This is a genomic window from Prevotella sp. ICM33 (assembly GCF_000517825.1).
Classification (GTDB): domain Bacteria; phylum Bacteroidota; class Bacteroidia; order Bacteroidales; family Bacteroidaceae; genus Prevotella; species Prevotella melaninogenica.
This window is the reverse complement of record NZ_JACD01000001.1, coordinates 25,219-50,352: the sequence shown is the minus strand read 5'-3', so window position 1 is coordinate 50,352 and position 25,134 is coordinate 25,219. Positions and strand designations below refer to the sequence as shown.

General features: G+C 43.9%; 30 protein-coding genes. All 30 read right to left on the bottom strand.

Annotated elements, in window-relative coordinates; all coding sequences use genetic code 11:
• Positions 1-498, bottom strand: coding sequence for a hypothetical protein (locus HMPREF1505_RS00280; RefSeq protein ID WP_036855613.1), 498 nt, complete (start codon positions 496-498; stop codon positions 1-3).
• A 13-nt stretch (positions 499-511) separates the two neighbouring features.
• Positions 512-793 carry a hypothetical protein gene (locus tag HMPREF1505_RS00275; protein ID WP_036920835.1) on the bottom strand — a complete coding sequence of 94 codons (282 nt, stop codon included), beginning with the start codon at positions 791-793 and terminating at the stop codon, positions 512-514.
• Between the two features lie 17 nt (positions 794-810).
• Complete coding sequence (locus tag HMPREF1505_RS12575; protein WP_051412279.1) at positions 811-4,263, bottom strand: hypothetical protein; 3,453 nt, start codon at positions 4,261-4,263, stop codon at positions 811-813.
• A 148-nt stretch (positions 4,264-4,411) separates the two neighbouring features.
• Positions 4,412-6,508 (bottom strand): hypothetical protein, encoded by a 2,097-nt coding sequence (locus HMPREF1505_RS00265; protein WP_036920832.1) that lies wholly within the window; start codon positions 6,506-6,508, stop codon positions 4,412-4,414.
• A 20-nt stretch (positions 6,509-6,528) separates the two neighbouring features.
• Positions 6,529-10,182 (bottom strand): hypothetical protein, encoded by a 3,654-nt coding sequence (locus HMPREF1505_RS00260; protein ID WP_036920830.1) that lies wholly within the window; start codon positions 10,180-10,182, stop codon positions 6,529-6,531.
• Between the two features lie 2 nt (positions 10,183-10,184).
• On the bottom strand, positions 10,185-10,622 hold the full coding sequence (locus HMPREF1505_RS00255; protein WP_036920828.1) for a hypothetical protein: 438 nt from the start codon (positions 10,620-10,622) through the stop codon (positions 10,185-10,187).
• Positions 10,623-10,740: 118 nt separating this feature from the next.
• Entirely contained in the window at positions 10,741-11,016 is a 276-nt protein-coding gene (locus HMPREF1505_RS00250; RefSeq protein ID WP_036920824.1) for a hypothetical protein, read from the bottom strand.
• Between the two features lie 12 nt (positions 11,017-11,028).
• Positions 11,029-11,301: a hypothetical protein gene (locus tag HMPREF1505_RS00245; protein ID WP_231480307.1), complete on the bottom strand. Its 273-nt coding sequence runs from the start codon at positions 11,299-11,301 to the stop codon at positions 11,029-11,031.
• Positions 11,298-11,591 carry a hypothetical protein gene (locus tag HMPREF1505_RS00240; RefSeq protein ID WP_036920822.1) on the bottom strand — a complete coding sequence of 98 codons (294 nt, stop codon included), beginning with the start codon at positions 11,589-11,591 and terminating at the stop codon, positions 11,298-11,300. Before HMPREF1505_RS00240 ends, HMPREF1505_RS00245 begins: the two co-directional genes overlap by 4 nt.
• Positions 11,588-11,983, bottom strand: a complete 396-nt coding sequence (locus HMPREF1505_RS00235) for a hypothetical protein (RefSeq protein WP_036920817.1) — start codon at positions 11,981-11,983, stop codon at positions 11,588-11,590. Before HMPREF1505_RS00235 ends, HMPREF1505_RS00240 begins: the two co-directional genes overlap by 4 nt.
• Entirely contained in the window at positions 11,980-12,318 is a 339-nt protein-coding gene (locus tag HMPREF1505_RS00230) for a hypothetical protein (RefSeq protein WP_036920812.1), read from the bottom strand. Before HMPREF1505_RS00230 ends, HMPREF1505_RS00235 begins: the two co-directional genes overlap by 4 nt.
• Positions 12,315-12,725, bottom strand: a complete 411-nt coding sequence (locus tag HMPREF1505_RS00225) for a hypothetical protein (protein WP_036920810.1) — start codon at positions 12,723-12,725, stop codon at positions 12,315-12,317. The genes HMPREF1505_RS00230 and HMPREF1505_RS00225 overlap by 4 nt, the downstream gene beginning before the upstream one ends.
• Positions 12,722-13,183, bottom strand: coding sequence for a hypothetical protein (locus HMPREF1505_RS00220; protein WP_036920805.1), 462 nt, complete (start codon positions 13,181-13,183; stop codon positions 12,722-12,724). The genes HMPREF1505_RS00225 and HMPREF1505_RS00220 overlap by 4 nt, the downstream gene beginning before the upstream one ends.
• Positions 13,180-13,488, bottom strand: a complete 309-nt coding sequence (locus tag HMPREF1505_RS00215) for a hypothetical protein (protein WP_036921034.1) — start codon at positions 13,486-13,488, stop codon at positions 13,180-13,182. Before HMPREF1505_RS00215 ends, HMPREF1505_RS00220 begins: the two co-directional genes overlap by 4 nt.
• Before the next feature lie 348 nt (positions 13,489-13,836).
• Entirely contained in the window at positions 13,837-14,382 is a 546-nt protein-coding gene (locus HMPREF1505_RS00205) for an HIRAN domain-containing protein (RefSeq protein WP_036920799.1), read from the bottom strand.
• Positions 14,383-14,496: 114 nt separating this feature from the next.
• Positions 14,497-14,751 (bottom strand): DUF5053 domain-containing protein, encoded by a 255-nt coding sequence (locus HMPREF1505_RS00200; RefSeq protein WP_036855650.1) that lies wholly within the window; start codon positions 14,749-14,751, stop codon positions 14,497-14,499.
• 63 nt (positions 14,752-14,814) lie between these two features.
• Positions 14,815-14,973, bottom strand: coding sequence for a hypothetical protein (locus tag HMPREF1505_RS13230; RefSeq protein WP_036920796.1), 159 nt, complete (start codon positions 14,971-14,973; stop codon positions 14,815-14,817).
• A gap of 230 nt (positions 14,974-15,203) precedes the next feature.
• Complete coding sequence (locus tag HMPREF1505_RS00190; protein ID WP_036920793.1) at positions 15,204-15,440, bottom strand: hypothetical protein; 237 nt, start codon at positions 15,438-15,440, stop codon at positions 15,204-15,206.
• Positions 15,434-16,381, bottom strand: a complete 948-nt coding sequence (locus tag HMPREF1505_RS00185) for an amidoligase family protein (RefSeq protein WP_036920790.1) — start codon at positions 16,379-16,381, stop codon at positions 15,434-15,436. The genes HMPREF1505_RS00190 and HMPREF1505_RS00185 overlap by 7 nt, the downstream gene beginning before the upstream one ends.
• Positions 16,382-16,631: 250 nt before the next feature.
• A complete protein-coding gene (locus HMPREF1505_RS00180; RefSeq protein WP_036920788.1) occupies positions 16,632-17,213 on the bottom strand; it encodes a hypothetical protein in 582 nt (193 codons plus the stop codon).
• Positions 17,210-18,178 (bottom strand): hypothetical protein, encoded by a 969-nt coding sequence (locus tag HMPREF1505_RS00175; RefSeq protein ID WP_036920784.1) that lies wholly within the window; start codon positions 18,176-18,178, stop codon positions 17,210-17,212. The genes HMPREF1505_RS00180 and HMPREF1505_RS00175 overlap by 4 nt, the downstream gene beginning before the upstream one ends.
• Entirely contained in the window at positions 18,178-19,056 is an 879-nt protein-coding gene (locus HMPREF1505_RS00170; protein ID WP_036920780.1) for a hypothetical protein, read from the bottom strand. The genes HMPREF1505_RS00175 and HMPREF1505_RS00170 overlap by 1 nt, the downstream gene beginning before the upstream one ends.
• Positions 19,053-20,522, bottom strand: coding sequence for a hypothetical protein (locus tag HMPREF1505_RS00165; protein WP_036920777.1), 1,470 nt, complete (start codon positions 20,520-20,522; stop codon positions 19,053-19,055). The genes HMPREF1505_RS00170 and HMPREF1505_RS00165 overlap by 4 nt, the downstream gene beginning before the upstream one ends.
• Positions 20,519-20,836, bottom strand: coding sequence for a hypothetical protein (locus tag HMPREF1505_RS00160; RefSeq protein ID WP_036921031.1), 318 nt, complete (start codon positions 20,834-20,836; stop codon positions 20,519-20,521). Before HMPREF1505_RS00160 ends, HMPREF1505_RS00165 begins: the two co-directional genes overlap by 4 nt.
• A gap of 268 nt (positions 20,837-21,104) precedes the next feature.
• Positions 21,105-22,877 (bottom strand): hypothetical protein, encoded by a 1,773-nt coding sequence (locus HMPREF1505_RS00155; protein WP_036920774.1) that lies wholly within the window; start codon positions 22,875-22,877, stop codon positions 21,105-21,107.
• Positions 22,870-23,514 (bottom strand): hypothetical protein, encoded by a 645-nt coding sequence (locus tag HMPREF1505_RS00150; RefSeq protein WP_036920771.1) that lies wholly within the window; start codon positions 23,512-23,514, stop codon positions 22,870-22,872. Before HMPREF1505_RS00150 ends, HMPREF1505_RS00155 begins: the two co-directional genes overlap by 8 nt.
• Complete coding sequence (locus tag HMPREF1505_RS00145; RefSeq protein ID WP_155948896.1) at positions 23,511-23,702, bottom strand: hypothetical protein; 192 nt, start codon at positions 23,700-23,702, stop codon at positions 23,511-23,513. Before HMPREF1505_RS00145 ends, HMPREF1505_RS00150 begins: the two co-directional genes overlap by 4 nt.
• 131 nt (positions 23,703-23,833) lie before the next feature.
• A complete protein-coding gene (locus tag HMPREF1505_RS13050) occupies positions 23,834-24,013 on the bottom strand; it encodes a hypothetical protein (protein WP_155948895.1) in 180 nt (59 codons plus the stop codon).
• Entirely contained in the window at positions 23,989-24,216 is a 228-nt protein-coding gene (locus HMPREF1505_RS00140) for a hypothetical protein (RefSeq protein ID WP_036920762.1), read from the bottom strand. The genes HMPREF1505_RS13050 and HMPREF1505_RS00140 overlap by 25 nt, the downstream gene beginning before the upstream one ends.
• A gap of 362 nt (positions 24,217-24,578) precedes the next feature.
• A complete protein-coding gene (locus HMPREF1505_RS00135; RefSeq protein ID WP_036920759.1) occupies positions 24,579-25,073 on the bottom strand; it encodes an HU family DNA-binding protein in 495 nt (164 codons plus the stop codon).
• Between the last annotated feature and the right edge of the window lie 61 nt (positions 25,074-25,134).

Here is a 25,134-nt window from a genome sequence, read left to right as displayed (position 1 = left end):
CTATTCTTCTATTTTTTGATTTACATTTTTCTCTTCACCAATGTAGTCAGCGACATACTGAATAACTTTCTTTGCATCTCTATCTGAAGCTGCACTAACGACTGATTGAATGATGCGCTGCATATCAGCAGCAGTACTCTTTCTCTCTCTTGCATGTTCAATGAGACTCTTTGTTTCTATGATGAGTAAGGAAGCAGAGAACAGTAATGTACAGATAGGGAAAGTCTTAACACCTAACAGAGAACAAGACGTGAAAATCACGACATCGATAATCAAGGCGATAAGAAGAAATCGCCAATACTCACCAATCTTACCAAGCGTCTTGCGCATAAGGTGCGAAGTCAAAGGCTTCTTCAACTTATTTTGCGTATAAACCCTATCCCACAAGTCGATGAAGGCTGCGCTAACAACCAAAGCCCACATCACGACACATGTTATAAGATGTGTAGCTACAGAGTGAATAAACTCTGGTGTAAACTGTAATTCAACTATATCCATACGAACACCTCCTTTACAATAGGAAAAGAAAAACACCCACGATCGCACCAAGCATACCTGCACAGACGTCGAGCCAATCGAACTGCTCCTTTCTGTAGTAGTAATCGACACTCTCTTTTCCTGTCATGACGAAGAATGCTGGTACCAATGCGAAGATTAAGTACACATCAATAGCATGTAAGGCTTTGCACACAATCATAGAAACGACAAGACCAGCAAACATGTGCAGATACTTATCGCTACCAATGGCAGCGAGCCTTTCAAAAATCCTGTAAATACAATCTAAACTTTTCATATCACTATTTTATTTAGTTAAACATCCATATTAGGTGCTGGTATAACAGCTGGTGGCTCGTCGCCATTCGAAGGGTTGATTAGATTTCCACCACTATCAGAAGAGAAGTTATTTCCGCCTAATTCTGAAACATACGACTTCGTAATAACCGTGTCGTAATAAACAGACCGCACAGAGTAAGACATCTTTTGAGCTACAACCGCACCTCCACTTGTAGAGCCAATCTCGAACAATCCGCCATAAATAAGTTCTCCACTCTCTCCAATCTTAAGTGTGATCGGAGTTGTAGCTGCAACTATAGCCTTATCGTCGCCTGTGTACTGCTTTCCTAACTGTAAGGTTATATATTCATGTGACTTATCATCAAGCGTAGCAGTCAACTTAATATCACCACCGCCATAGGTATTCTGTTGAAAACCTCTATTGGTGATTTTTACAATGATATTAACACCGAGATAAGCCTTACCATCACGCTTGCTAACGAAGTATCTGCTGGCATTAATCAACTCCATATCTACTCCATACTTATTCACTATACCACGATGATTAAGCATTATCTGCGGCTGTCCGAGTTCATTCGTAAGAATGATGTTCGGATACCCGTCAACTTCACCGAAGTAAATTGAACCGTGTTCACATCGCATACGTACACGAGAAGCATCAATCGTTCCATCTGAAGCTACGAACGCAACCTTACCCTCTGGAGTTTGAACCTTGAAGTTCTTTGCATTGACGGTGAAAGAGCTATTCTCACCATCCATGTGCATACCTACAGCTTCAAGACCAGTACGCAAGTCTTTCACAAAGGCGGAGATTGATTTACCACCAACATTAAACTCAGCCTCGAACTGTTTAGTAGTATAATGTTGTGCAGACTGCCAATCTTCGATGCTAAACTCTTCACCCTTTTTCTTTGGCTGAATGCAAACAAGCAAGTCGTTACGATACTTATCACCGAACGTAGCATTGGTCCACTGATCGCCTGCATCGTATGGAGGAACTGGTATAGCTTGCACGAACACTCGTCGCTTACCATCTGCTGTGTCCTGCGCACGCTGTGCTGCTTCAAGAGACTTCAATACGTCTGCGTCGGTTATTTCTTTCCAGGCAAAAGACCCATCTTGGTTTTTCTCGAATGAGTATGAGCGACCGCCACCTGTCTCGACATAAGAGCGATTATAGTAGACATCATGCTCGTGCATTTCTTTCGTTTCGTCGTCCGTCCACTCATTAGCCGGCTCATTCGTCAATGAAGGAACAGCATCACCGAAGTAGAAGGTGATATTCCTATCTGACTGCTGCATAACCGAGCTAATACGTCCCTGCATAGACTCTAAGAAGTCTTGCAGGCGGATATACTCACTACGATTAGCAGGGTTTTCAACACGTATTTCGAAGTTCTGTTTGTCGAATAAGAATATAGGACGAGGAAGGGTAAAGCTATTGATACCCTTTATGATTTTAAAGAAAGGCGCACCCTCACCTGCTGCTGATTGTATGATAGCACTCTGTCTTTCCTCATTTGTGAGGTGACCCAACTGCACAACCTCGTCACCCACCTGCGGAGTATCGCTACCACTTGCGTAGTAATCAACATTCGTATTGTCTGCGATGTCAACATAATCAACACCGACTTCAACAACACGCCTATGCCAATAGTGATTAGACAACTGACCGTCTGCATCAATCAAGTTGAATGTCTCGCACAGTGCGAGGTCATCCACCTGCATAGAGTTATACACCCTACGACCCTCACTATCCTGCTGACGGAAGTAGCATCGCCATGCACCTACAATCCTCTCTATCTTAGATATCACGAAGCTACCAGCAGAGTTCACAATCTTACCCTTGATGTGTGAGGTCTTCATTATCTCAACCTCTTCTGCGGTGAGCTTACGATGCACGTGCAGATACTCTGCATCAAGATGCCAGTTACCTTCTTCATCCTGATAGATGGATATACCAGACTCACCACGCACCGACTTACCAAACACGATACCCTTCATGAATGTAGTCAGTGAGTTAACGATGGTATCTTGATCGGTGCGAACGATCTTCTCCCAGTCGACACTCTTAGGGTCAAGCGTGCGAGCAGACTTTGCTTCGTCAGCTAATCCAGCGAGTATCTTCTGCGCATCCAAGGTAAGGTAACCACCAATACGATCGAGCGCATTCAGTACCGACATATTGTCGTGGCGGTGTCCGAACGCTCCATCACCCTTGTAAGCAGCGGTAACCTCACGAGAGAACCACTCAAGGATAGCTTCAGCTGTGGTAATATTCCACTTGTCAGAGTAAGGACTCTGAACTGGAAATAAAGCCCCACTGCTCAGCGGTAGTCGCTCAAGCTCAACTAAGCGTGGGGCGATGGTAAAAGACCCAACATCAGGTATCTTGATATCCAACATTGCAGGTGCAGCGTCCTCTGACCTGGTAATATTCAGGTAAGGACGTGCATCTGCGTACTTATAGGTAAATGTATAAGATGAAGGGAGGTCTTTTGTCTGCCAACTTACGTCGCTCTCTGTAACGACAATGCGACGTACATAGTTGCCTGTGTAGAGGAACTTGCCCAAGGAAGGGAAGAAGTCGAGCAACCATTTGCGCTCCTCCTTAGAGAGGAAGCCAGTATTCTTCTTGTGTTCTCTGACTGTGTCAACACGATACTCTTCTGAGTCGTTCTCAATCTCAGCTACGTTGTGCGTGTGTTTCGCTGTGTTCTCTGCATCACCATACGCACGGAAGGTGTCGATACCACCCAGAGAGTTTTCAAAGAGTACCCACTGTTCTTCTTCGCTACGAATATCTGAAGCATAGTATCTCTGAATGTAGGTGAGTCGAGTTCCAGCAGCATCTTCTATCCATACGTCATAGTAGCTTGGCATCTTGCCTAACTTGCCAGCGATGACACCATATTGCATCGGAATCGTCCACACCTTACCGTGAGAGAGGTTGCCGAGCTCGATGTCTGTCTGAACATAACTACCGTTCTCTTCTATATACGCACGACACTTCGCAACACAGTCCTCGACAGCGTAGTAACTAAGAAACTCTGGTGTGTAATAGGTAACAGGCTTGACGGTAGGCTGCCACGTCAAGAAGTTACGTTTCAACCAACTTGAAGCGGTGTCAGCGAAGTTGTCGATACCAGCACGGAGTACCGTGAATTGCCATGACTCTTGAGCAGCTGTCTTATCTTCGATGAGATTAACAAGGAACTCACGAGCAATATTCGGTTGACGATAAATTGTAGTCGACTCCTGGAGCTGAAAAGATAGCAGCGGAGTGATGATGTTCTCTAAGTCTATCTCTATGCGCTTAGCCTTGTTTGGCGTGTAGGTATGTTGCACAATGATTTCATTCGAGTCTGCATACTTCAGAATGAATGTAACCTCTTGCGTGCTTGATATGATAAAGTGATTCATTGAGCCCGTCAGGCTGAGTGAATCAGGTTTAAGAATAATATCCATGTGCGAATTGTTTAACGCAAAAGTACGATATAAATAAGAAAGGATAAAGGACAGACTCACGCTCCATCGAAAGCTATGCTTTTGATCGTCCAAAGCTATGCTTTCTATCATCCAAAGCTATGCTTTTGATCATCGAAAGCTATGCTTTCTATATCGGCACGCACTCCAACCACACCTCCGTTCGAGTGTATTCGTACTCTCCGTGTCTGAACCAGCCACCTTCTCGAGTTATTCGCTCAGTATATGAACGCTGCTTACCATATTGCACACCAACATACTCAGCTGAAGGTAGAGGAGGGTAGACCGTGACGAAGGATTTGTATCGTTCTCGATCAGCAGCCTTGTATTCTTCCCAGCTGACAGATGTTCGTTTCTCTTTTCCCACCCACTTATACTTCACATCCATAGCCTTGAGTTGCTCATTGATAGTAGGAGCGGTGATGGTCGGTTCCATAAGCGATACCGTGTACAGCTCTGACTCTACAGGCTCATTCTTTCCTCCAAGTGTGAACTTGAGTTTATTGAAAAAGAACGGCACACCACGAATAACAACCTTAGCATAAGAGGATAGGTTCTGTTTCTGCGACTGAGAGAGCAGTAGCTTCACCTTCATGTCGTGAAGTGAATTGCGCAGCAGCAAGTCATATTCACGGTAGAACTTTTCGAAGATGCCTTGTGGACCATTGTAATGCAAAGCATAATCGAAGATTCGAGGATGTGAAGGTGCATTCACATCGTAAGCAGAGATAGTTCCTGCTGGACGACCGTCTGAAAGATAACTAAAGGCGAGTATCGTCTTTTGTTTGTTGGCAGATTCCGAGGTGTTCTCCTTTGGTTCTGTTGCAACAACCATCTTCGAATTGAGCGACATGTACGAACCTACGTAGAGGAATTTACCCATATCATAGATAAAGTCTTCCTCCTTGATAGTAGCCTTATAGCTAAGGATGCGCAACTCTGGTATAAGTTCAGGAACCTTTATCTCTTTTGCTTCAAGTGTTTCGCCAGTGTTGTAGTCTTGCGATGCTTCGCCTATCTTCACCGTCACTTGGAAGTCACCAGACCATCCAGTCTTATAAATAGCTCCATCGACAGGGTCGAAGTAAGCGTTCGGATTCGCCTTGACTAAGCTGTCTATATCATCGTAGGATTCTGATATTTCAGAGTCTACCTTCTCCTCCGCTGAGAGTGTAACACGCTTATAGTCGTTCTCTGACTTATAAGAGAGCGTAGGTTCTTGGGTTACGCAATGCGTAAGGTCGGTGTTCGGAGCTTCGTTCAGCGCATCACGCAAGAAGATGATATCTGCAATGCGCTTACCTTCATCAGAGGTGAACTCACAGCAGAACTTCTTACGAAAAACAGAGATGAAATCCGCACAAGTAATATCAGGTACAAGGTCAGCAACCTTTATCTTTCCATTTACCAGCACGTCCATAACATTGTTTACGACCACCATCTTATTGAATGGTTCTGTGCGAGTAAAGAAGTTCTCTTGCAGATCATACCCAAAGTAAGCGAAGACACGCTTCAGAAGATAGTTCGCACGGATGAATGGCGACATATAATATCCTGGTGCGAGCGTGATAGGTACGTCATTGACATACTCTGTGCGCTGTACAGCATTATAGAAGTCACAGCCCTCACCGCTCATATCGGGGTGAAACGATGTAACTGAAGGTACCTCTGGAAGGAAGTCGTAGATTTTGTCGTATCTCAACACCTTTTCCTTACCAAACCCATTCAACACCTTATAATTAAGACCTTCCTTTTGTCCAGAATCATCCGTGAAAAGCACTGGAAAGATACCGTAATGCTCATTAGAGTTATTGCGAAGATTACGACAAAAATTAATCCCTTCTTCTACAGTGTTCACACCAGGAATAAACTCCCCCTTGAAGATGTCCTTGAGCTTCACCTTCTGAATCCTTGAATAGAAGGAGCCATCGTTAATGTAGAAGGAGGTTGATATTCCACCCTTGTATTGAGCTGACAGCACCACCTGCCTACATTGAGCGAAGTACTCACCATCTTGTATCGCGACATCTGTAGCAGTCATCTTCACTCGTCGACCGAACGAGTCAGGGAAACCAAGTATCCTGCGGTTACGCTCGGATGCTGGGAGTTCGAGCGGTGTCGTCTGTTCTCCGTAATCATTGAAGAATGGATTGGTTCGTTCAACCTGGATCTGTGTGTCGGGCTTGAGGTTGTAGTCTTCGCCCTTTTCTATGTTAGTTATCTTCATTACTATGTAAGGTGTTAAGTCTATTTACTTCCGAATCTTCGTGCCTTGTCTTGTAGCTGCTGCTTCTGTTCTATCTCATTAAGAGAGACTGATGCAGGGATGCCGTCAACAGACAATCGGTCAAGAACATCGGTTAATCGCTCAATGAGTGTATCCTTGTAGGAATCTTTAACCACACCACGCACATCATTAACTGTTGGCGTGACATATCCACCAGAGGCACGACCTTGCGCCTGCTGAATGAGAAACTTATTCATATCGAGGGTGCGGATAGTTCCTGCACGCTGTGCACGGTCGATAATGTCAATGAATGGAGCTATCGTAGGGTTCTCTACAGCTGCGTTCGAAGCAACCCACTCCTTACTATGCCCGTATCCGCCTTCTCCTACGATGACGGTAGGTCTATCGATGAATCCACGTTTGTCGGGGTCGTAGTCCGCACGGAACATTTTGCCATCCTGCTTGCGCTCTACATCGATACTACCACCAGACTCAAGACCTGTTGCGACACGTGCACCTGAAGCAGAGGCAGAACCACCTGCTCCGCTTAGCGTCATTCGCTTCACCTTATTGCGCTCTGCAAGAGCAGCTGCAAGCTGTGCTGCACCCGTGATACCCATCAAGGCAGCAGCAGGAATACCAGCAGGGAAACCCAATTCAGAGAATGTCTTAGCAATTGCAGAAGCAGTTGATGCGATAATCTGCGCTGCTTGAATAGCGAAGTTAACATCCGCATATTTCTTCTGTATCTTCAGCTTCTCATTAGCCTTCTTCTTCTCAAGCTCCGTAGTATCTTTACCTGCTTTCTTTGCTGCCTCAATCTCCGCATCATACTTCGCATCAACGTTCGCTTCCTCCGCTTGCTGTAGTGCCTGAACAGCTCCACTGGAGAGGTTAGAGTAAAAATCGAATGCCTCCTTCATCTTGGCAATCTTCATATTCTTCACTGCCTCTTCATATTCTTCTTCAGATATCTCTTTATTCTGAAGGTGCATCTTCAACTGGTCCAACTCTGCATTATAGAGTTCCTGTTGTGAAGCAAGACCATACTGCTGACGTATCTGAAGGCGGTGTTCTTCTGCCTGCTGATCAAGAAGAGTAAGAGCCTGCTGGCGTTCTTGCTCATTGAGTACACTATCATTTTCTATCTTCTTACGACGTGCGGCATACTGGTCTTCGAATGTGTCAAGCCCATACTCCTGTCGTGCTTGTGCCTTTTGTTCCTCTGCTTTCTTCGCATAATCTACGATGATTGCAGCCTTAGCAGCTTCGTAAGCCTTTGTAACTTCCTTCTCACGTTCGCCATTCTCTTTTGCTCTTTGCAAGGAAGCCTGGTAATATCCATCCAAGAGGAGTAGCTTTGCATCACATTCTTCTTTAAGCGTCTGTGGTTTAGCAGGTGCGGACTCCTGAATCTTCTCAAGAGATTCGTAGTATTCTTTTTCAGCCTCGATATAAGCGGTATTCGCTGCCTGCTGCTGATCAGCGACAGCCTTAGCTTGACCTTCCTGCAATGCTTTCTTTTTCGCAGCGTCCTTGAAGACTAAGTTCTCAGAGCGTTGCAAATATGCCTTCTCTATGTCGAGAAGTTTGTTCTGATGCTGAATATTGAGAGCAGCTACGTATGCGCTGTATTGCTCTTGCGTAAGACTCTTTTTCGCAAGAGCTTCTTTCAGGGCATTCAGACTCTTATCATAACTTCGCTTTTCAACATCGATATCTTGAGCACGATCATGAGAAAAAAGTTTAGCTGCTACTTCATCAGGGTCTGGACCCTTCTTGGTTTTATCCTTTTTTGTTTTAGTTTTCTTTTTAGAATCTTTGATTCCATTTTCAATGGTGCTTTTGCCTCCGCCAGAACCACTTTTATTTGCAGCATGATTTTTTACATCGGGTGTTACATCGACTGAAAGATGAGCGACCTTCTTATTGCTTCCAGTGTTTTTTATCGCTTCAATAAAATTGTCACGAACATTTGCAGCCATCTTCTTGGCATCATTACCAATTTCTACCCACGTGTCTTTGTAGGCATCCCAAAGTCCCTTGATACCTGTTGTAATTTTATCGACGTCAAACGAAAAAGCACCTTCAATAACCTTTGCCCAAGCCTTTGCCATTCGACCCATACCTTTGAAGCCATCAATTACGAGATAAACTCCAAACTTGAATACCTCCCATGTACTCTTGAAGTTGTTTTTAATGTGTTCAATGCCTGCACGAAACACCTTAGATTCATTATATAAATCAATGAAGTAGTTAATGATTTTAACTGTGTAGTCGATAATCTTAGACAAGGCTTTAACTCCGAATATCTTAGCTTTCATTGTAAGTTCATCAAAGCCATGTTCGCCAAGACCGAAGAACTTAGACATCTTCTCGTTAAGTTCTGCTTGTGCGTCGACCTCTTCACGCTGGAGTTCTCCGTATTCGCCTGTTACGCCTTTCAGCTCCTCCATATTAGTAGACATATCTGCTAAGGTCTTCACGAGTTTCATACCCTCGTTGCTCGCTGTTTTGCCAAAGACCGCCTTCATGACTTGACCCACCTGCATAGAGTTTTCAGGCAGCTCCTTAATCTTACCTGAAATCATCTTAATAGCCTCTAAGATACTGGTCTTTCCTGATATAAGGTCAGCTTCGAGTTGCTTGCTTGAGATACCGATAGAATTAAGTGCGCTCTGTGTAGCTGAAGACATAGTACGAATACGGTTTGTAGCGGTCTGTATTAAACCCATACCTGCCTCATTGAATATACCTGAGCGTGTCTGTGTGATACTGGCTACAAGGTCATTAACAGCACCTCCAGCGTCACTAAAGGCTGGTCCATACTGTTGAATCTGACTGAGGAATGTTCCGTTAAGGTCAGCACCAGCCTGCAATCCGTCCTTAATAGCATTAATAGCCTCAGTCGTAGATATACCGTATTGATTGGTGAGAGATTCAACTGTACCGAGAACCTCCTTGTAGTCTTTACCCATCTGTGAAGCGAGTGCTGATATCTGACTCTGTGTGTGGACGAGTTCGTCACCTTGTATGTTAAAGAACTCACGTGTCAGACGCTGCGCCTCTTCAATCTCTACATTGTAATTATACCACCACTTTGCTCCTTCTATCACGGCAGAGATAGAAGCAACAGCAGCGGTAGCCACACCAACGAGCTTTGTCCAACCACCAGAGATAGATGAGAACATACCTTCAAACTTGCCCATGATTCCAGACGACTGTTTCCCCATAGAATCAGTCAGTCCAGAAGCATCACGACGTAATTCTGATATACGTCCATTCACGCTACGAAGCTGTGACGCTAAGTGCTCATACTCTTTAGGATTCGCTGCCTTTGAAGTATTATTCAGTGCTGCCTGAAGTTCCTTGGCATGTTTCTTGAGCTGTGACATCGTCATAGCATTGACATCCATTGCAGAGCGAAGTTCACGCAGTTTCTTATTATTATCAGCAATCTGATTACTATAATTCTTCACCTCTGCTTGTAAGCGTTTGTACTCAGCGGTCTCTTTCTTACCTGCTGCCTCGAGGTCGAGCATTCGATTCTGTCGAGCCTTCATTTCCTTACTAAGGTCCTGCGTAGCACGCTCAAGCTGTCGTAATTCCTGCTGTGCCTTGTCTGTTTTAGCATCGATAACCAAGGCAACGTGGTCTTCTTTGATTTTGCTCATATCTATTGATTATCTGTGGGTAATATGTGATTTGAAAGTGCATCCTCCATTTTCTTTCGCCAAGCAGCACGAACTTCATTTGTAAATCCTGCTTGAATATCAGGGAAAGTTTCGTTGTACAAAACACCCCATACAACTCTATTATAAACAGCATACTTAGCACGCTGCTTCTTGGCTCGCTTACTGTTTAAGCCTGCATAGTTAATGCGGTATTGCATATCGAGGAAACGTAGATAAGAAAGAACCCCGATATAAAGGGTGAACTTTCCGTTCGATTCTTGAAGAGAGAAAGCACGACGAGATAAGAAGTCTCGAAGAGTTCCAGTGTGCTCCTTGAAGTAGCGATTAGCAACTTCTTCCTGCGTCTTATAGATGATGCCGATATCACGACGAAGAATCTCAGAGACGAACTCATCCTTTACGAATTGATCTGTTATCATGACACAAAGATAACACGAGAAAAATAATGGGAAAAGGACAAAAAAGCGAGAGCAGCACGTCTCACGACGTACTGCCCTCAAAAACCATAACTTAAAATACAACTATAACTATAAAGACTTATATTTCACGGAACATCCATTTGAATTCCAACCCTTGCGCACCAGGTCGATTGCAGAACTTATATCCTGCATTGAGAAGAGCTGTGGTTATTTGCTCTGCACACACCTTAGCAGAAGGGTCTAAATTGCGAATAGCATCTATTACCTCGGGGGTAGAGAAGAAGTGAGTTGTTTCTGCTGGTGTCGACGCTGGACGATATGTCGCTGATAAAGCAGCTATGTATATACTAATGTCTGTTATAGGCTGCTCGTCGTTTTCTTTCTTCGTTGTCATTGTCTTAAGGTTTTATTGTTTTTGATTATCGGTATCTCCGTGCGGGTCAACCGAGGTGAGAAATGAGTTGAGATCCCTACGCAGTGAGCGTAGAGTGTCGAGGAATGTGAGAACGGTGTCAGACTTTATATTGCCAGCATCCCTCCATTGATCAATAAGAAAACCCTCGATGGCTTCTAAGCGTTCTGTGCGCTCAGAGATATAACCAGGGTCGAGCATTGCTCGAAGGGTCTCAGTTGTTTGTTCGTCGAGATTAACGATAGACGCTTTCATTTTGTATTTCATTTTAAATCAATTATTTTCTTTACTTCAGACAGAGTGTTATAAGAACTCTTAAGATTATTCACTCGCTCTTCCCAACTATCCATAGCTGTTTGTTGACGTGAAGAAGCTTCGCCTGCCTCATGAACACCTCTATAATATTCGAGATAAGATGTCGCCTTAGTGAGTTGACGCTTAACATTATCTCTTAATGATTTTATAAGGCCTGGTGTTGAACAGAAGTCATCCAACGGTATGAACAAGCCTTTTTCAGCATGGTAGTCATAAACAGCAGGGTCGGTTATGATTTTCATTTCGCACCCCCTTTCTGAACACTACTTTTAATGTGATCAGGCAAAGAATAATATTCGTCGCCATCGTCTGGTACTGGCTGAATAGACTCTTGAGAAGAGTCGAAACCAAACATACCATGTACTGGTGTGAAATAGATGCGCAATACACACTTCTTCGTAGAGTTGTTTCTGCGAACAGAGATAACTCCGATAGGATCTTTGCTAACCTTGAAAAGAAATCTTTCTTCAGCCTTTGGAATAGCACGATATTTTTCTTCCAAGTCTTCAACAACCTTGTTGAATGCTTTTTCGTCCGCTACAAGAACTCCTTGGTATTTCTTCAGACAGTCAGCAAGCGGTGCGAGCTCTTTTGAGATTGAAAAATCTATAAGGCAATAATCAAAAAATATCATTTCTCACCTCCTTTCTCAGCCACTTCATTAAGGTTCTCACAGAGGTCCTCGCTGAAACCTTCCAAAGAAAGAACCTCTTTATAGTGAAGACGTATAACGGCTTCAGTGAATTCGTGAGTAGTAATGATATGGATATAGCCTTTATCGACTTTGATTTTATACCTTTCCTTTGCCTTTGGAATGGAATTCAATTCTGATGTAAGTTCTGCAACAAACTTCTTTAGTGTCGAGTCATCTGCCATAAGGACTTGGTAACGTCGCTCCATACACATAACAACAGGCTCAAGGTACTTCGGGGTAGAATGTGCCTTGAAATAATAATCAAAGAATATCATGCCTTGCCTCCTTTCTTAATTATACTTTTTAAATGATCTGGGAGAGTGAAAATTGCTTCACCTTTATCGGGGACAGGAAAAATCTCAAGGTTCTGCTGTTCGCACTGGGTAGAACTATCAAAAGTCTGAAAACCCCATAAGCCAAGTATGTCGGAGAAACTTATACTTATCACCGAGAATGGAATTTCGTTGTCGTCAATAGCGATAGAACTATCAGAAAGATTGAGCGTATATTTTTTATTCACATTGGGAATCGAGTTAAACTTCTTATACACCTCATCGATAAATGCTGCAAACGTATCAATGTCTGCTACAAGAACCTTGTTATATTTCTTTATAAATTCGGAAAGCGGTTCAAGGTCTTTTGGAACATCAGGAACCTTGAAATAATTATAAATGAATATCATGCCTTGCCTCCTTTCTTTTCTTGTTTATTTAAAGAGCGTTGGTTACCAAAATTAAGACAGTAGATAGCATACATATCTATACTACCATTAAAGTTTACTTTTACACACGCATCGCCACTTATATACCCTACATTTACGACTTCGTTTAAGCCATCCAGTATTCCTGTTTTGCAAAGACTTGGAATTATATTTCCAGCAACATTTCTTTGCACTAATTCTACCTTTTGCCCTTCTTTCATATTTATGACAATATTTTTTGCTTCTTCGCTAAAGTAAAACGTTGCTGATCTTGCATGATGCTCATACCGCAATAAATAGGTTTGTAAACTGGTAGCAATTTCTCTGCCCTTTTCTTCCACTTCTTTCTTAGAAAATACAACTTCAAATTCTACGGTCATTTTCATCATATCGGGAAAAGCCATTTGTATTTCCATTTCTGCTGGGGTTAAGTCTTTCATTTTTTGCCTCCTTTCTTTTCAGATTTGTTCATACGATAAACTAAGTAGCCTGCACAGAGGGTTGAAACTACGGATGTAATAGGCTGCTGCTCGATGGCTACAGCTGCTACAATCACGCACAAAGATACAAGGTTAACTCGAATTACCAAACGACGGGTAACAGAGAACTCGCAGATACGGCTGTAGAACTCGCTTTTAGCGTCGAGCCAAAGATTAAGAGACTTAATTTTGCGCTGTATCGTAGCACGTACGTCGATAGGCTGCTGTTGTTTTGCAGAGCTCTCGAATTCGATTACTTGTTGCATAATACGCATTGTTTTGACTGTTACCTGAATCCGTCAGGTACGGATACAGAAAAAGCGGATGCTCTTCCTGTTCGTCAAAACAATGCGATTTCGCCACAAGGGTAAATTCACTGGAAGGCATCCGCCATATTTTCGTTGCAGTAGTCTGCAAGTATGGGCATAAAAATAAGCCCATCGAAATTTAATAAGTTCGGGGCTTGAAATTTCTTCTCACCCTTATTAGCGAGTCTCCTCGCATTGTTTTGACGGTTACAAAGGTAAGTAGTATTTTTGTAACCGCCAAATAAAAACGCAAATATTTTTTGCGCCACGCAAAAAAAAAGGAATAAGCCAATGCTGAAGAATAGATTAACAATACATATACAAGTGAACAAAGGGGCAGTATTTTCCACTCTTGACATAATCAACATAAGCAATAACGGTGTCGTCGTCCATTTTTTCTAATAATTCCGAACATAGGTATTTTGGAACATATCCCAAATGAACATGATCAGAGGAGTACACTTTAATAGCGTTAGAATCATACGGATTAGTAGGTTCTTTTTCAAGGTATACACTTTCATTCGACATTAGAATTTCAGCTCTTTCCTGTGCTTCCTTAGAACGATATGATAGACCTGCTACTTCAAACATTAGAATATCTTGAGTCGGAGGTGTTGGTTCTGAAGAAACATCTTCTTCTGCTGCCACGGAGTTAAGTTCCTCCTCCTCTTTGCGTTTCTTTAGTTGTCTCCTTCTGATAGAGAGTGCAACGAAAATAGCGAAGGAAATCGTTATAACGTTCAATACCAGCACGAGTCCTTCAGAAATTTGAATGCCTAAAAATTTCAACACGAATGCACCAATAAGGTTTGTGAGGAACCATGTTCCGAAAGCAATAAGAAAGGTTTTCATTATAATTAAGTTTTTAAGTTATATTCAACGCATAAAGCCCCTCGCATTGCGAGAGGCTAATATGCACCCATAGGCGATGAGTGACTTTTGTCTTAAGGTCAATGAGAACCTCGCCTAAATATTTTCTGCTGCACGACGGATGCGGTTGGATAGGTCGATAAGTGCGCCTCGCATCTGCTCGGTCTCCTGCTGGTTAAAACCACCTGCACCTCCGTTGCCGTCAATGCCATCCATTTTGTGGTAAAACCAAGAGGAAGATTTCTGAAAGTAGGTGTTGGCAAAATCACGCCATGAAACTGACATTAAGATGTCTTGTACTTTTCTTTTCATATCAGTAACTACTACTGGGGTTGTCATAACTGTTTCCATTGTTGCTGTGTTTATAGTTTTACTTTATTGTGCCTCTCCCTCGTAAGGGAGAGGTCTTTTGTTTTATTCGTATGGCTGTCGGACCATTTTGTCGAAGAACTCCTGTAAATCCCATAGGAGTTGTGGATAACCATTCGGATAAGAGTTGTTATAATTTCTCATTCTCTCAAGGAGTTCCCTTTCTTCAGGTGTAACCTCCATCATTTCTTTTTTCTGTTTCATATTCTCATTGTTTTCTTATGACAATACAAAGGTACTACAAATTTTTGTAGTATGCAAATATTTACTATAAAAAATCGTAGTAAGAACGAAAATTTAACATTTAAAACATTTTCGTGACTTAACGAAATTGATAACTATTGATAGAAAGTTTATTTTTTCTCAATATTCGACATAAAAAAGCCGTAACAGTTCGGAAACTGCTACGGCTACAAAGAAACGAGCATCGTGTTTTATTTTTCAACGGTCACGAAGCCGTTGTTAATTAGGTCGGTAAGAAAGGCATCGGGACTGTTAGTCGAAACAAGGTAGCCCTCGAGTTCTTGCAAGCGGTGAGCGAAGCGCACCATATAGTCTTCGTCTGTACCTTCGTTATCGAAGCGACTGCCTGTGCGAAGCTGGTGAAGGAAGTCGGCTGGAGAGGTGGCGACAATTTTGTCGCCATCCTTCAGCCTGTAGGTTGTTAACATGCTGCTAATTTTTTAGTTCTCAATCTGAAGTATAACTTTTCGCTTTCGGTAAGGAAAGGTACATCCTGTAGGGTGGTGTTGTTTTTCACCTTGCCTTGCTTTGCAAAGGTAATCATTTTTGCGAGAAAATGAATCCAAGCAGACATCTTTGTGAAGTTCGTTGAACCTCCGTGCTGGCGGAACTCTACCGTGCGGTGGCGTGCGTAAGCTTCGAGGTTAATCTTGTGGTAGCGGTTGTGAGCAAAAGCAGCTCTAAGGTCGCTAATGTTAGAAGCTCGGTTGATTGCTATCTCTGAAATGGTGGCAATGGTCCTACAGTAGCGGTTGTTGCGACGGCTGCGAGGCATAAAGTGGTCGATTACATTCTCAAGGCGTTTGTAAGTTATTATAAGGTTCTTCCAAGTCTGAAGGTCGAATTCCGCAGCGTCCATGTGAACGTGAAGACCGCAAGAGTCGTTAACCTTTGCGTTGCAGAGGTCGAGCACCCAGCAGACCTTTTCAAGTTCCTCAAGCCCCTGCTCACCGTGGAGGATTGGGCTAACAAGCTCGAAGGTGTTGTTGCCTGAAAGGCTGCTGTCGGTAACCAACTTCCAATGGTCGTTGTGGTCGTTGTGGTTGTAACGCTCAACGTTAACTCTGATGCCTGCTGCTGTAAGTTCTCTTGCGAGGCGTTCACGTGTGCAGTTGTAAGCTTCAATCTCGATACCGAAGTTGCGGTTAAAAGTGTAGTCGAGTTGTGGAAGAACTGTTGTCGCTGCTTGCGCTGCGCTCTGTGTGATTCCCTGCATCATTCGCTTGTAGACGTTTTGCACAAAGCCGTAGTTTCCGTTTGCGACAAGGTCTGCAACCTGTCTGCGTGTAAGTCCAAGGCTAAGGAGCTTCTGTATCTTAGAAGTCTTTGTTCCGTTCTCGTTAAGAATGTTCTGAATTTGCTCGTTCATAATCTTTGTTTTTTGAATGTTCTTTGTTTCTAATTGTACTGCTAAGGTAACACTATAATAAGGAACACGCAAGTACTATCGCCCTTATAATCAGCGATTTAGAAGTAATTATCTAATGATAAAAAACGATACAATAAGGGCTAACGCATCACTGCGTTAGCCCGTCATCCTAAACAATCTTTAATCTGAAAAAACTATTAACTATCAAACTATAATTCTACCAACTTATTAACGATACAAAGGTAAGGATTTAAGGCTGTTTCGCAAAGGACCGACTTAAAAGGTGCGTTCCAAGCGTGTCAGGCGCAACACAATTGAGCATTAAGGTCCAACCAACCGAGGAGAGTTCTGTGGCGACAAAAGGAATCATCTCCGCCTTGTCGAGTTCGCCTCGAGATATCCAATCGAGTTTGCCTTCTTCAGCATCGGCAATCATCCAAGCGTGAATCTTAGAGAGTAGGCGAAGTGCAGAATCGGAGGCAAGCATATATTCAGCAGCGTCAGCACGGTTCGTCATCTTGCTTGCTACAGTGATAGCGATACGCTGGGTTACTTGGTAAGAGTTGCGTCCATCCGCTGACATATTCAGTTCGCCATAATCCACGAATAGGAACGAGCCCACTAACTTATCGATACGCTGCTTCAATTCATCGAATGACTGACCATAGACATAGTTGGCTATCTCAGGGAGTCGCGACACATTGGGAAGTTTATCGAGAGACTCCGCAAGGTCATTATAACCAGGGAAGTCGCTTGCACCATTGGTAAGTATAGCACGAACACCCTCTTTTGACGGGTATTGTGCGAAATAGAGAAACTGATCTTTAATCATAATATCTTATCGATTACAGAGATAGGCAGCCCTACCTCTTCACTGATTTTTAATTTATCCCATCCAAAACCCTTCATATCCTTAACCGCATCGATAGTCTTCTTGCGCAGCACCTTTAGATAAGTAAGTACGTTCATCTGCTCTATCTGTTTTGCATTTCCAAGCCCCTCCTTGGAGAGGTCATAGAGTGCATCAGAGGCATCGGTGGTGATAGGCTGCTTGGGTTTATGAGCAAACTTAGACAGCAGAGAGAATGAAGTTTTACTAAATAGATAGTTGTTAAATGCTTGAAAATTAAACGATATAGCCGTAAGCGTTTCGAGTGGAAGTTTAGAGAAATCGTTAGCTAATTCGTGTGCACGCTCAGAATTGTACTCTTTCTCTGGATAATAGAGAATGGCAGCGAGCAAAGGCAACGACTCCTCGCCTCGTTCGATAAGCCCCTGTGCTTCGACGTACTGAAGTGCTGTAAGTGAGCAGGTGAGTGTACCGAAGCTTGTCTCAATCCGATATCCAGAAAAAGAACGTCCGTCAATCTGAACTGAAGGGATGAGTTGCGCACAGAAACAGAGGTCGATTACGTATTGGTAATCAAGCCTGCGTAACACACGTGCAAGTGGAATATTCAAGCGATAAGGATCTACACGACGGCATAACTCGTAAGTATCCTCGTCGACACCGTCCAGAACGCTATTGTTATCAGGATAGTTAATTTGAAACATAAACGTGAGCTGTTCAGAGATTGCTACGAGGTTAGCAATCTGTTCCTCCGAATGGAACTTGCGCTTATCCCAACCCATGATGTCGCATAACCAGTTAATCCGAACCTCTCCAGCGGACAGTTCGCCTGCTGCCATGCGAAGGAAGTCGCCCACAAGGCGGATATACTGGCGATCGGTCATAGCATCCCAACGGTTAGGAATGCTATGGGTCTCACCTTTATATATTAGTTCAATATCTTTCATTATGGCAACATTATAATATTATCATCAGGGTGATTGTACGCTGAGTTTGAGCAGAAGTCAGAAACAGACTCAGAGGAGAGCAGCGTATCAGCATTCGAGAGGAGTTCTTCCGCCTCACGATCGAGGCGGTCGGCAAGTGCGAAAATAGCACTGGATTCATCCTTACCAGAGCGTGCAGCGTGACTATCATCGAAGAGGTTTCGAATCGTCGAAGGGAACTCGAGGATATCAAACCTACGGAGCGACTTTGCTATTGTCTTCTTCACCAGGGCAAGCAACAAGATAGGACGAATGCGCTCTCTATTGTCATCTGTAAGTTTCTCGAAGTAAATCGACATAACTTCATCGAGCGTTTCCTTTTGCAAAGGAACAGTTCTGAAGAAGTAAAGATAAGATGCATCGATAGGGTAGATGGCATCCATCTGATCCATAGTCTTTATTTCGCAACGTTCCAAAATAGGGTAGTAAGGTGTTTTGCTCCACAACTCAGCGATTTCACCTTCGGTTGGTTCTGACAATAGTTGCACAAGCGTATCGATAGCGTTGCAATAGTTTTCCATATAAGAACGCTTCATCGCCTCCAGCTCATACTTATACACATTGACTTCGCCCTTCCTTCGATTAACACTATCAAAGATGATTTGAGTTGCCATGGTCATGTTCGCCATAGCAGCACGCAGAGCTTCTATAAGAGGAGAGTCTTCTTTCTCTTTTAAAAGCTCATCGAACACCGCACGACTGATGATGATTTCAATACGCTTGCGAGCCGTAAGACCAGACGAACGCAAATCGTTCAGGTCCATATTAGTTTCCACTCCAGGCGCATAAAGACTGAAGGTGGAGAAGTTCTTGAAAATATCTACTAATACATTCTTCATGACTGCTGCTGATTTAGTCTGTCTTTCGGTGCGACGTCTTCCTGTCGCTGAGGAACCTCACGATAAAAGCCTATACGATAACCCTGCTTATAGAGTTCAGGGAAGTTCAAGCGAAGAGCGAGATTGAACGGTTCTGCACATATCTCGTCCTCTGGTGTGAGCGACATTATATAGATAAGGTAGTTATAGTAAGCGTCAGAACCCGACTTACTGATAACACCATCCTTGCTAACCGCTGTAATAGATGCATCCAAACCAACGCTTGATAGTAAGGCTTCTTCTGCTCGTTTATCGTACGAAATCAAAGATTCGATATATTCCTTATACTTAAGGTCGATAGTCTCGATTCTCCATTGCTGCTCGTGTCCAGAGTTATCCATAAATGAAATAGAAGAGTAGGCTTTGCCTTGATTGTCAGCACCGCTCAGATAGTCGCCTATCTTGCGCAGCTCCAATCGCATATACTCTACAAGTAACGATTCACGGTATTCAGTACCGATACTGATACCGTTATATTTAACCAAGTCCTGTTTCTTAGATGAGCGAATCTTATTCTCCTCGCATAGCTTCATTAGCTGATTGCGTTTACTTGACACCCACGAAAAAGGAATGATGATGTGTATCTTCGCTGCAAGGGAATTACGCAAGAAGGAGTTAATGTAGGAGGCGGTCTTATTGCTACCTTGAATATATGGACGTGCGCCCTGGTGGGTTTCGTTCACTCCATAGAACTCATCGACTGATTTCTCTCGGTGGTGTGATACGGCAGCGAATAGATAGTTGTCAACCTCTGACAACAAGAACTTAGGGTATATCTTATAGTTACCCATGCCGTATGTCCAGCGTCCTACAGCTATATTGTTGAAGTCGCCATAATTAATCTGATCGTAGGCTACATCCTTACGAGTGGTAGCAAGACGGCAGTGCTTATTCTCTAATGGTTCAAGTCCAGCAACTGGTGGCATACCAATACGCTTGCCACGGGAAAATCTCCACTTAACGAAGTAATCACCGAACCAGTAGTAGTTCTTGATACAAGTCTTAGCGAACTCCTGTGCGGATGTTTCCATACCACGCTCTTGCCAAGAGTTCAGCCATTCATCCCACGCAGGCAGTGCGGTGTACTCACGTCGCAGCTTACCACCTTCTACTGTCTGCATATAGGCGCATGGTCCATTACCATAGAGCATCTTAATCTCCTTGCTATACAAGCGAGGCAGCAGGCGGTTCTGCTTTATCTCCATCGTTACCTCTTCACACAGTGCGTTGTTCATACCACGCATACACACCTGGTATCCATTCACACTCATCCACTGGTGTTCATGTAGGCAAGTCTGTCTACCCTGTGGTACGAGTAGCCCTGGGCTTGTCGATAGCTCTCTCCCTTCTCCAATCTGAAAGGAGAAGGTATTGCCGTCCATGACGTAGAGTCCAGCGTTGCCGTGCAGTTCAATACTATCTGTCATAACCAATTTATCTTATGTAGTTTATATCCGTCTTGTGGGAACCCCATATATCTGATGAGGATACGATAGCACATCTTGGGGTTTCCCTCTTGGTCCTCGAAAAGAAAGAAGTTCTCGGCATCTACTTTGAAGCAGTCTTGCGGTAGTTGCGTGCGCCACTTGCAATGTTCCTTAACTATCATCTGCTCACCTGCCATACCCTGTATGCGAGAGTAGGGGAAGAAGCAGATAGTGAAGTCACCTTGTGGTATCTTACTCATCTCCCTTGCCCATTGCATCGCTTCGATGCCAGTCATTTCAATCGTCTTCTCCATTACGTGCGAAATTACTGAAAATCGCTGTGGGAACAAAGGACGATTTTGCCCCCTTCCTGTCATATTTCCCGACTTTTTGGATTTTGCACCGATTTACCGACTTTCAGCGGGGGCGTAACACCGCCGTCGTTTGTTTTTTTTATTTTTTGATTTTCAGAACGCAAACCATTGAAACACAGCAAAGTAAGATTTTCACCGATGTAAAACACCCCTCATTATTGCCTATTTTCAAGTACGTTTTGTTTTCGTTTTAACCCATTATTAGCCGTTAAATAGTAAGATTTTCGGGCAAATCATCAGGATAACTGCTTAATTCCTTCTTGATTAGGTCGGAATAAAGACCGTATAAAAGGTAAATCATTGCACTTGGAAGCTGTGTTGTTAGTCCTGGTCTTCTTTTCAGTTCCTCCTTCTTCTCTGAAGCTTTATCGAGTTCTATTTTGCCATTTGTTTTCTTCAATGGACTGATAAGGATAGCACTGCAAAGGTTTGGACATTCATTTTCATCAACACGCACCTTCGGAAGTGAAGGAATCTTCTCACCAAAGAGCAACTGACAAAGGCGGAACTGTTGCCAGTGGTAAATAACAGGTGCACCCTCATTGTAGAGGATAACTGAAAAACCGTAACTCTCTAAGGCTGCCTTCATCGTTAGTGAGTCAGTAGTTATCTGCTCTAATTCCTCACGTGTCTTGTTACCTGCACGGTCAGGATAGAGATGTATAACCTTATTCACGGCATCAGTACCAAAGAAAGAATACACCTGCTGTGCAAGGTTCTGCTGGTCGTCGGGTATGTATGCCCAAAACTCCTTAATGATATCAAAACGACTGCCATAGTCTTTTTTCTGTCCGACTATTAGCGATTGGAAGTTACCAGGATCATAACCAATGTAGAGCGGTTCACGCTTATCGTAGTGGCGAAGATAACGAGCGGTGAGGGTGAAGTGGTCCTTGAGGTTCAGCTTAAGTATCTGGTCATAGATGTAACTATCCTTGAACTGGTGTCGCTCGTGGTCGTAAGTGGTAAAGAACTTGTTAGTCACCTCTTTGTGACGAATAGCACAGATAGCGGTCAAGAACTCATCCATATCGAGCGTGTCGAGCTGGGTCTTGAAGAACTTAGGACCGAGGATATCCTTATTACAGAATGATGAAGCACGGATATAGTAGATTGCGTTCCTTCGCATATCCGCCAAGCGTGGTTTCCATCGGGCAACAAAGGCGTTAAGGCGTTCATTCTCCAGTCTGATTTTCTCCATTGTGACTGGGTTCTTCGTGTTGCGAAGGTCCTGTTGAAGCATAAACTGCTTATAAAGCGACTGATTGATAGCGAGCGAGACACTGGCTATCTCCTCAATGAGTTGGCGGTCCATCTTGTTTTCGTATTCTTCAAACCAATCGTCCTCACCAAGGTCGACACGTGCCGTATCGCTCACACCTGTCACACCTTCATAGTAAGCAGAGCGACGGATGTCAGCTGAACCGCCACGGAGGGAAGGGAAGAGTCGTGACTTGAGTTTCTCACCGCTGTTGTGCTTCATCTCTTCGACGAATGCATGCACGGCATTACGACCTGCGACACTCTCAGGCTGATCAGAAGATACTAACTGAAGGTGCGCACCATTGCGGAAGATGACCGAGTGCTTAGCGTAGGCAATAGGGTAGCGTGGTCGACGGAAGTGAGAAGGTAGCTTCGCTTCGCCCACCACATAGTCGATACCATACTCCAACATTGCTCGCTGCTTGCCATTCACAATGACAGGACGAGAGAATGAAGCCTGAATGTTAGGCCAGACGTTTGTCATCAGTGCAACGTAAGTCTTATGCACAAGGAACGAGAGTTCACCAGGCATATCGTTCGTCACACGGATAAGTCGGGGAACGATAACGCCCTCCGTCTTACCCGTTGCACGAGCCCACTCTGCATAGAGCATATTCGGGTCGATGATGTTTGCCAACAGCTGAACACGATTCATATAGTAGTGTTCAAAATCGACTGTTGGCTGTTCGTTGTTTTGTGTTGTTAATTCGTCAGTCATTTGGAATCTCCTCTACTATTTCAGCATCTTGAATGTCAGCATCACGCAGCAGTCGTTTCTTCTCCTTCTGCTCGATAGGCAGCGAGTCGATAAGCGTAACATAAAAACCTTGGTTGTGTTTGGCAGCAATATCCTTGAGACTCTTCTTCGAGAAGCCAAGTTCCTCGGCTGTGATGCTTGGTGTGATAATAAACGTAACACCAAGGTCTCTATCGGCTTCGGAGATTTCAGAAGCACGACGACGACACTCCAGCGCACGTTCATAGCACTTGCCTTGTGTCTTATAGTCACCAGACAGCGCACAGAGTTTAGCAAGGTTCTCAAACTGGTTAGCGTACTGATTCTCCCATATCTTGATAGGTACGTTGTTGTCTACTTGGAAGTAGTTGATGGCTTCGTAAAGTCGAGCCATACAGGTGCGCTGCTCTATCTTGATACCTTGATTAGCATTGATGCGCTGTTGCAGCTTACGAGCCGCACGAGTTATGTTGCGTTCGTGTTCGTAGATTTCCATTGCCCACTGCAATTGCTCCAAGAACTTCTGTAGCTCTTGGGGAATAGCGTCGCACTTGCCAGTGGCAAAGAACTGCGATATTAAGTCGGGGTGTATCTGTTCGATACGGTCAAGTTGTGTCATACGCCAAAAAGGTCTTTTCGCAACTGCTCTTCCTTTGCCTGCTGAATAATCTCACGCAGTTCTTTCACGGCTTCGGTGCTGCCTTCCTTAGCCAGTTCAACGAGCTTGGTAAGGATTGCACGCATATCCTCTGTGACGTTCACGAGCAATGCGATGTCTGCAAGAAGTTTCTGAATATCTGAATCCATAACGCAAAGATAATCAAAGAGGAAAAACAAACAAAAGACAGACCATTTTCCTGACGTCAGGAAAAAGAAGCAGCGTGCCTCACGGCAGACTGCTTCACAATTTGAGAAATGCTTAAAAAAAAATTATATCTTCAGACGGCAATCGTTTCGAGTATGCCGTTGTATTGTTCGAGTGCTTCGAGGTAATTGTTGATGGCTGCCGTGTCGGTGGGTGCTGCCTTGAATAGGTTCCACGCTGTGCGCACTGCGCTATAAGCTACAGAGGGCGTAAGGGTGAGGGCAATAGTCATAGCGCACCTCCTTCCAACCATTCAGCTACGAAGCAGGCAGCCAAGAGAACTACGAGGAACAGATGAGCGTAGCAGACTTCCTTATGCGTGAAACGCTCACCGCATAGACGTGAGAAAGTAGCTGACTCGCCATTAAACCACTGTGAAAACTTATTGCGCCTTTCGTTTGCCCAATCCTTGAGCGTGAACGACCGCTGCGCTGTGCGGAGGGTTGTTGTTTGCATATTGCATCATTCTTATAGCATCCACGGAACTGCCGTGGCAGAGACACAGAGAAGCGGCTGCACATCCCGCTGCTATAAGAATGATGTCTCTACCCGAAGGGCTTTGAAAATTCTACGGAATGGCAACCGCCAATATCTTTATGAGCAAAAAAAAATGCCCAGCCGAAAACGTTGAGCAATGACCGATGCTCTCCGGGATAGTCTACTATCATTCTTATAGCACTGCAAAGATAAGCATTCGTTTTGAATCGTGCAAGCGAAACGCAAATAATTTTTGCGTGACGCAAGTATTTCATAAGAAATCCCCTGCTTCACAGCGTGAGGCAGGGGACGGCTAAAGATTAGAAAATCAATGACTATCCTTATGGATGATAGTCTGGGTCAACGGATGGACCGCTTGGATTGCTTTCTGTTTTGTGGTTTATCTTACCAACATTGTCGCTCTTCTTCACCTCGTAAGGCTTGAAGTCGATGCCCGTGAGGAAAGCACGTGTGCGCCCGATGTCGCCTGCCTTCCAGTGGGTCTCAGGCTGGAAGTTGATGCGCGTACCGACAATGTTCTTGGCTACGTTGAATTTCTCAACCGAATCGGCAGGCTTGGTTTTCAAGCCAACCTTGAACGAGCCGAAGCCGTCGAGTACCACTCGGTCGCCATTACGCATGTGGCGAGCCATTACGTTGACGAGTTCACGCAGAACTGCGTAGACATCCGCCTGCTTGGCAGAGGTGTTTTCCTCAATCTCCTTAGAGATAGACTCGAGGTCGGCAACATCACTGACAACGGCACGTGCATAGAACTTGCCTTTGGTTTTACTCTTTGTGCGAACGTCTTGGTAAATCTTAAATTTTACTGACATAATACATTGATTTTAAGGGTTAATAAATAGATTTATATAAAGCTATGCTTTTGATGATAGA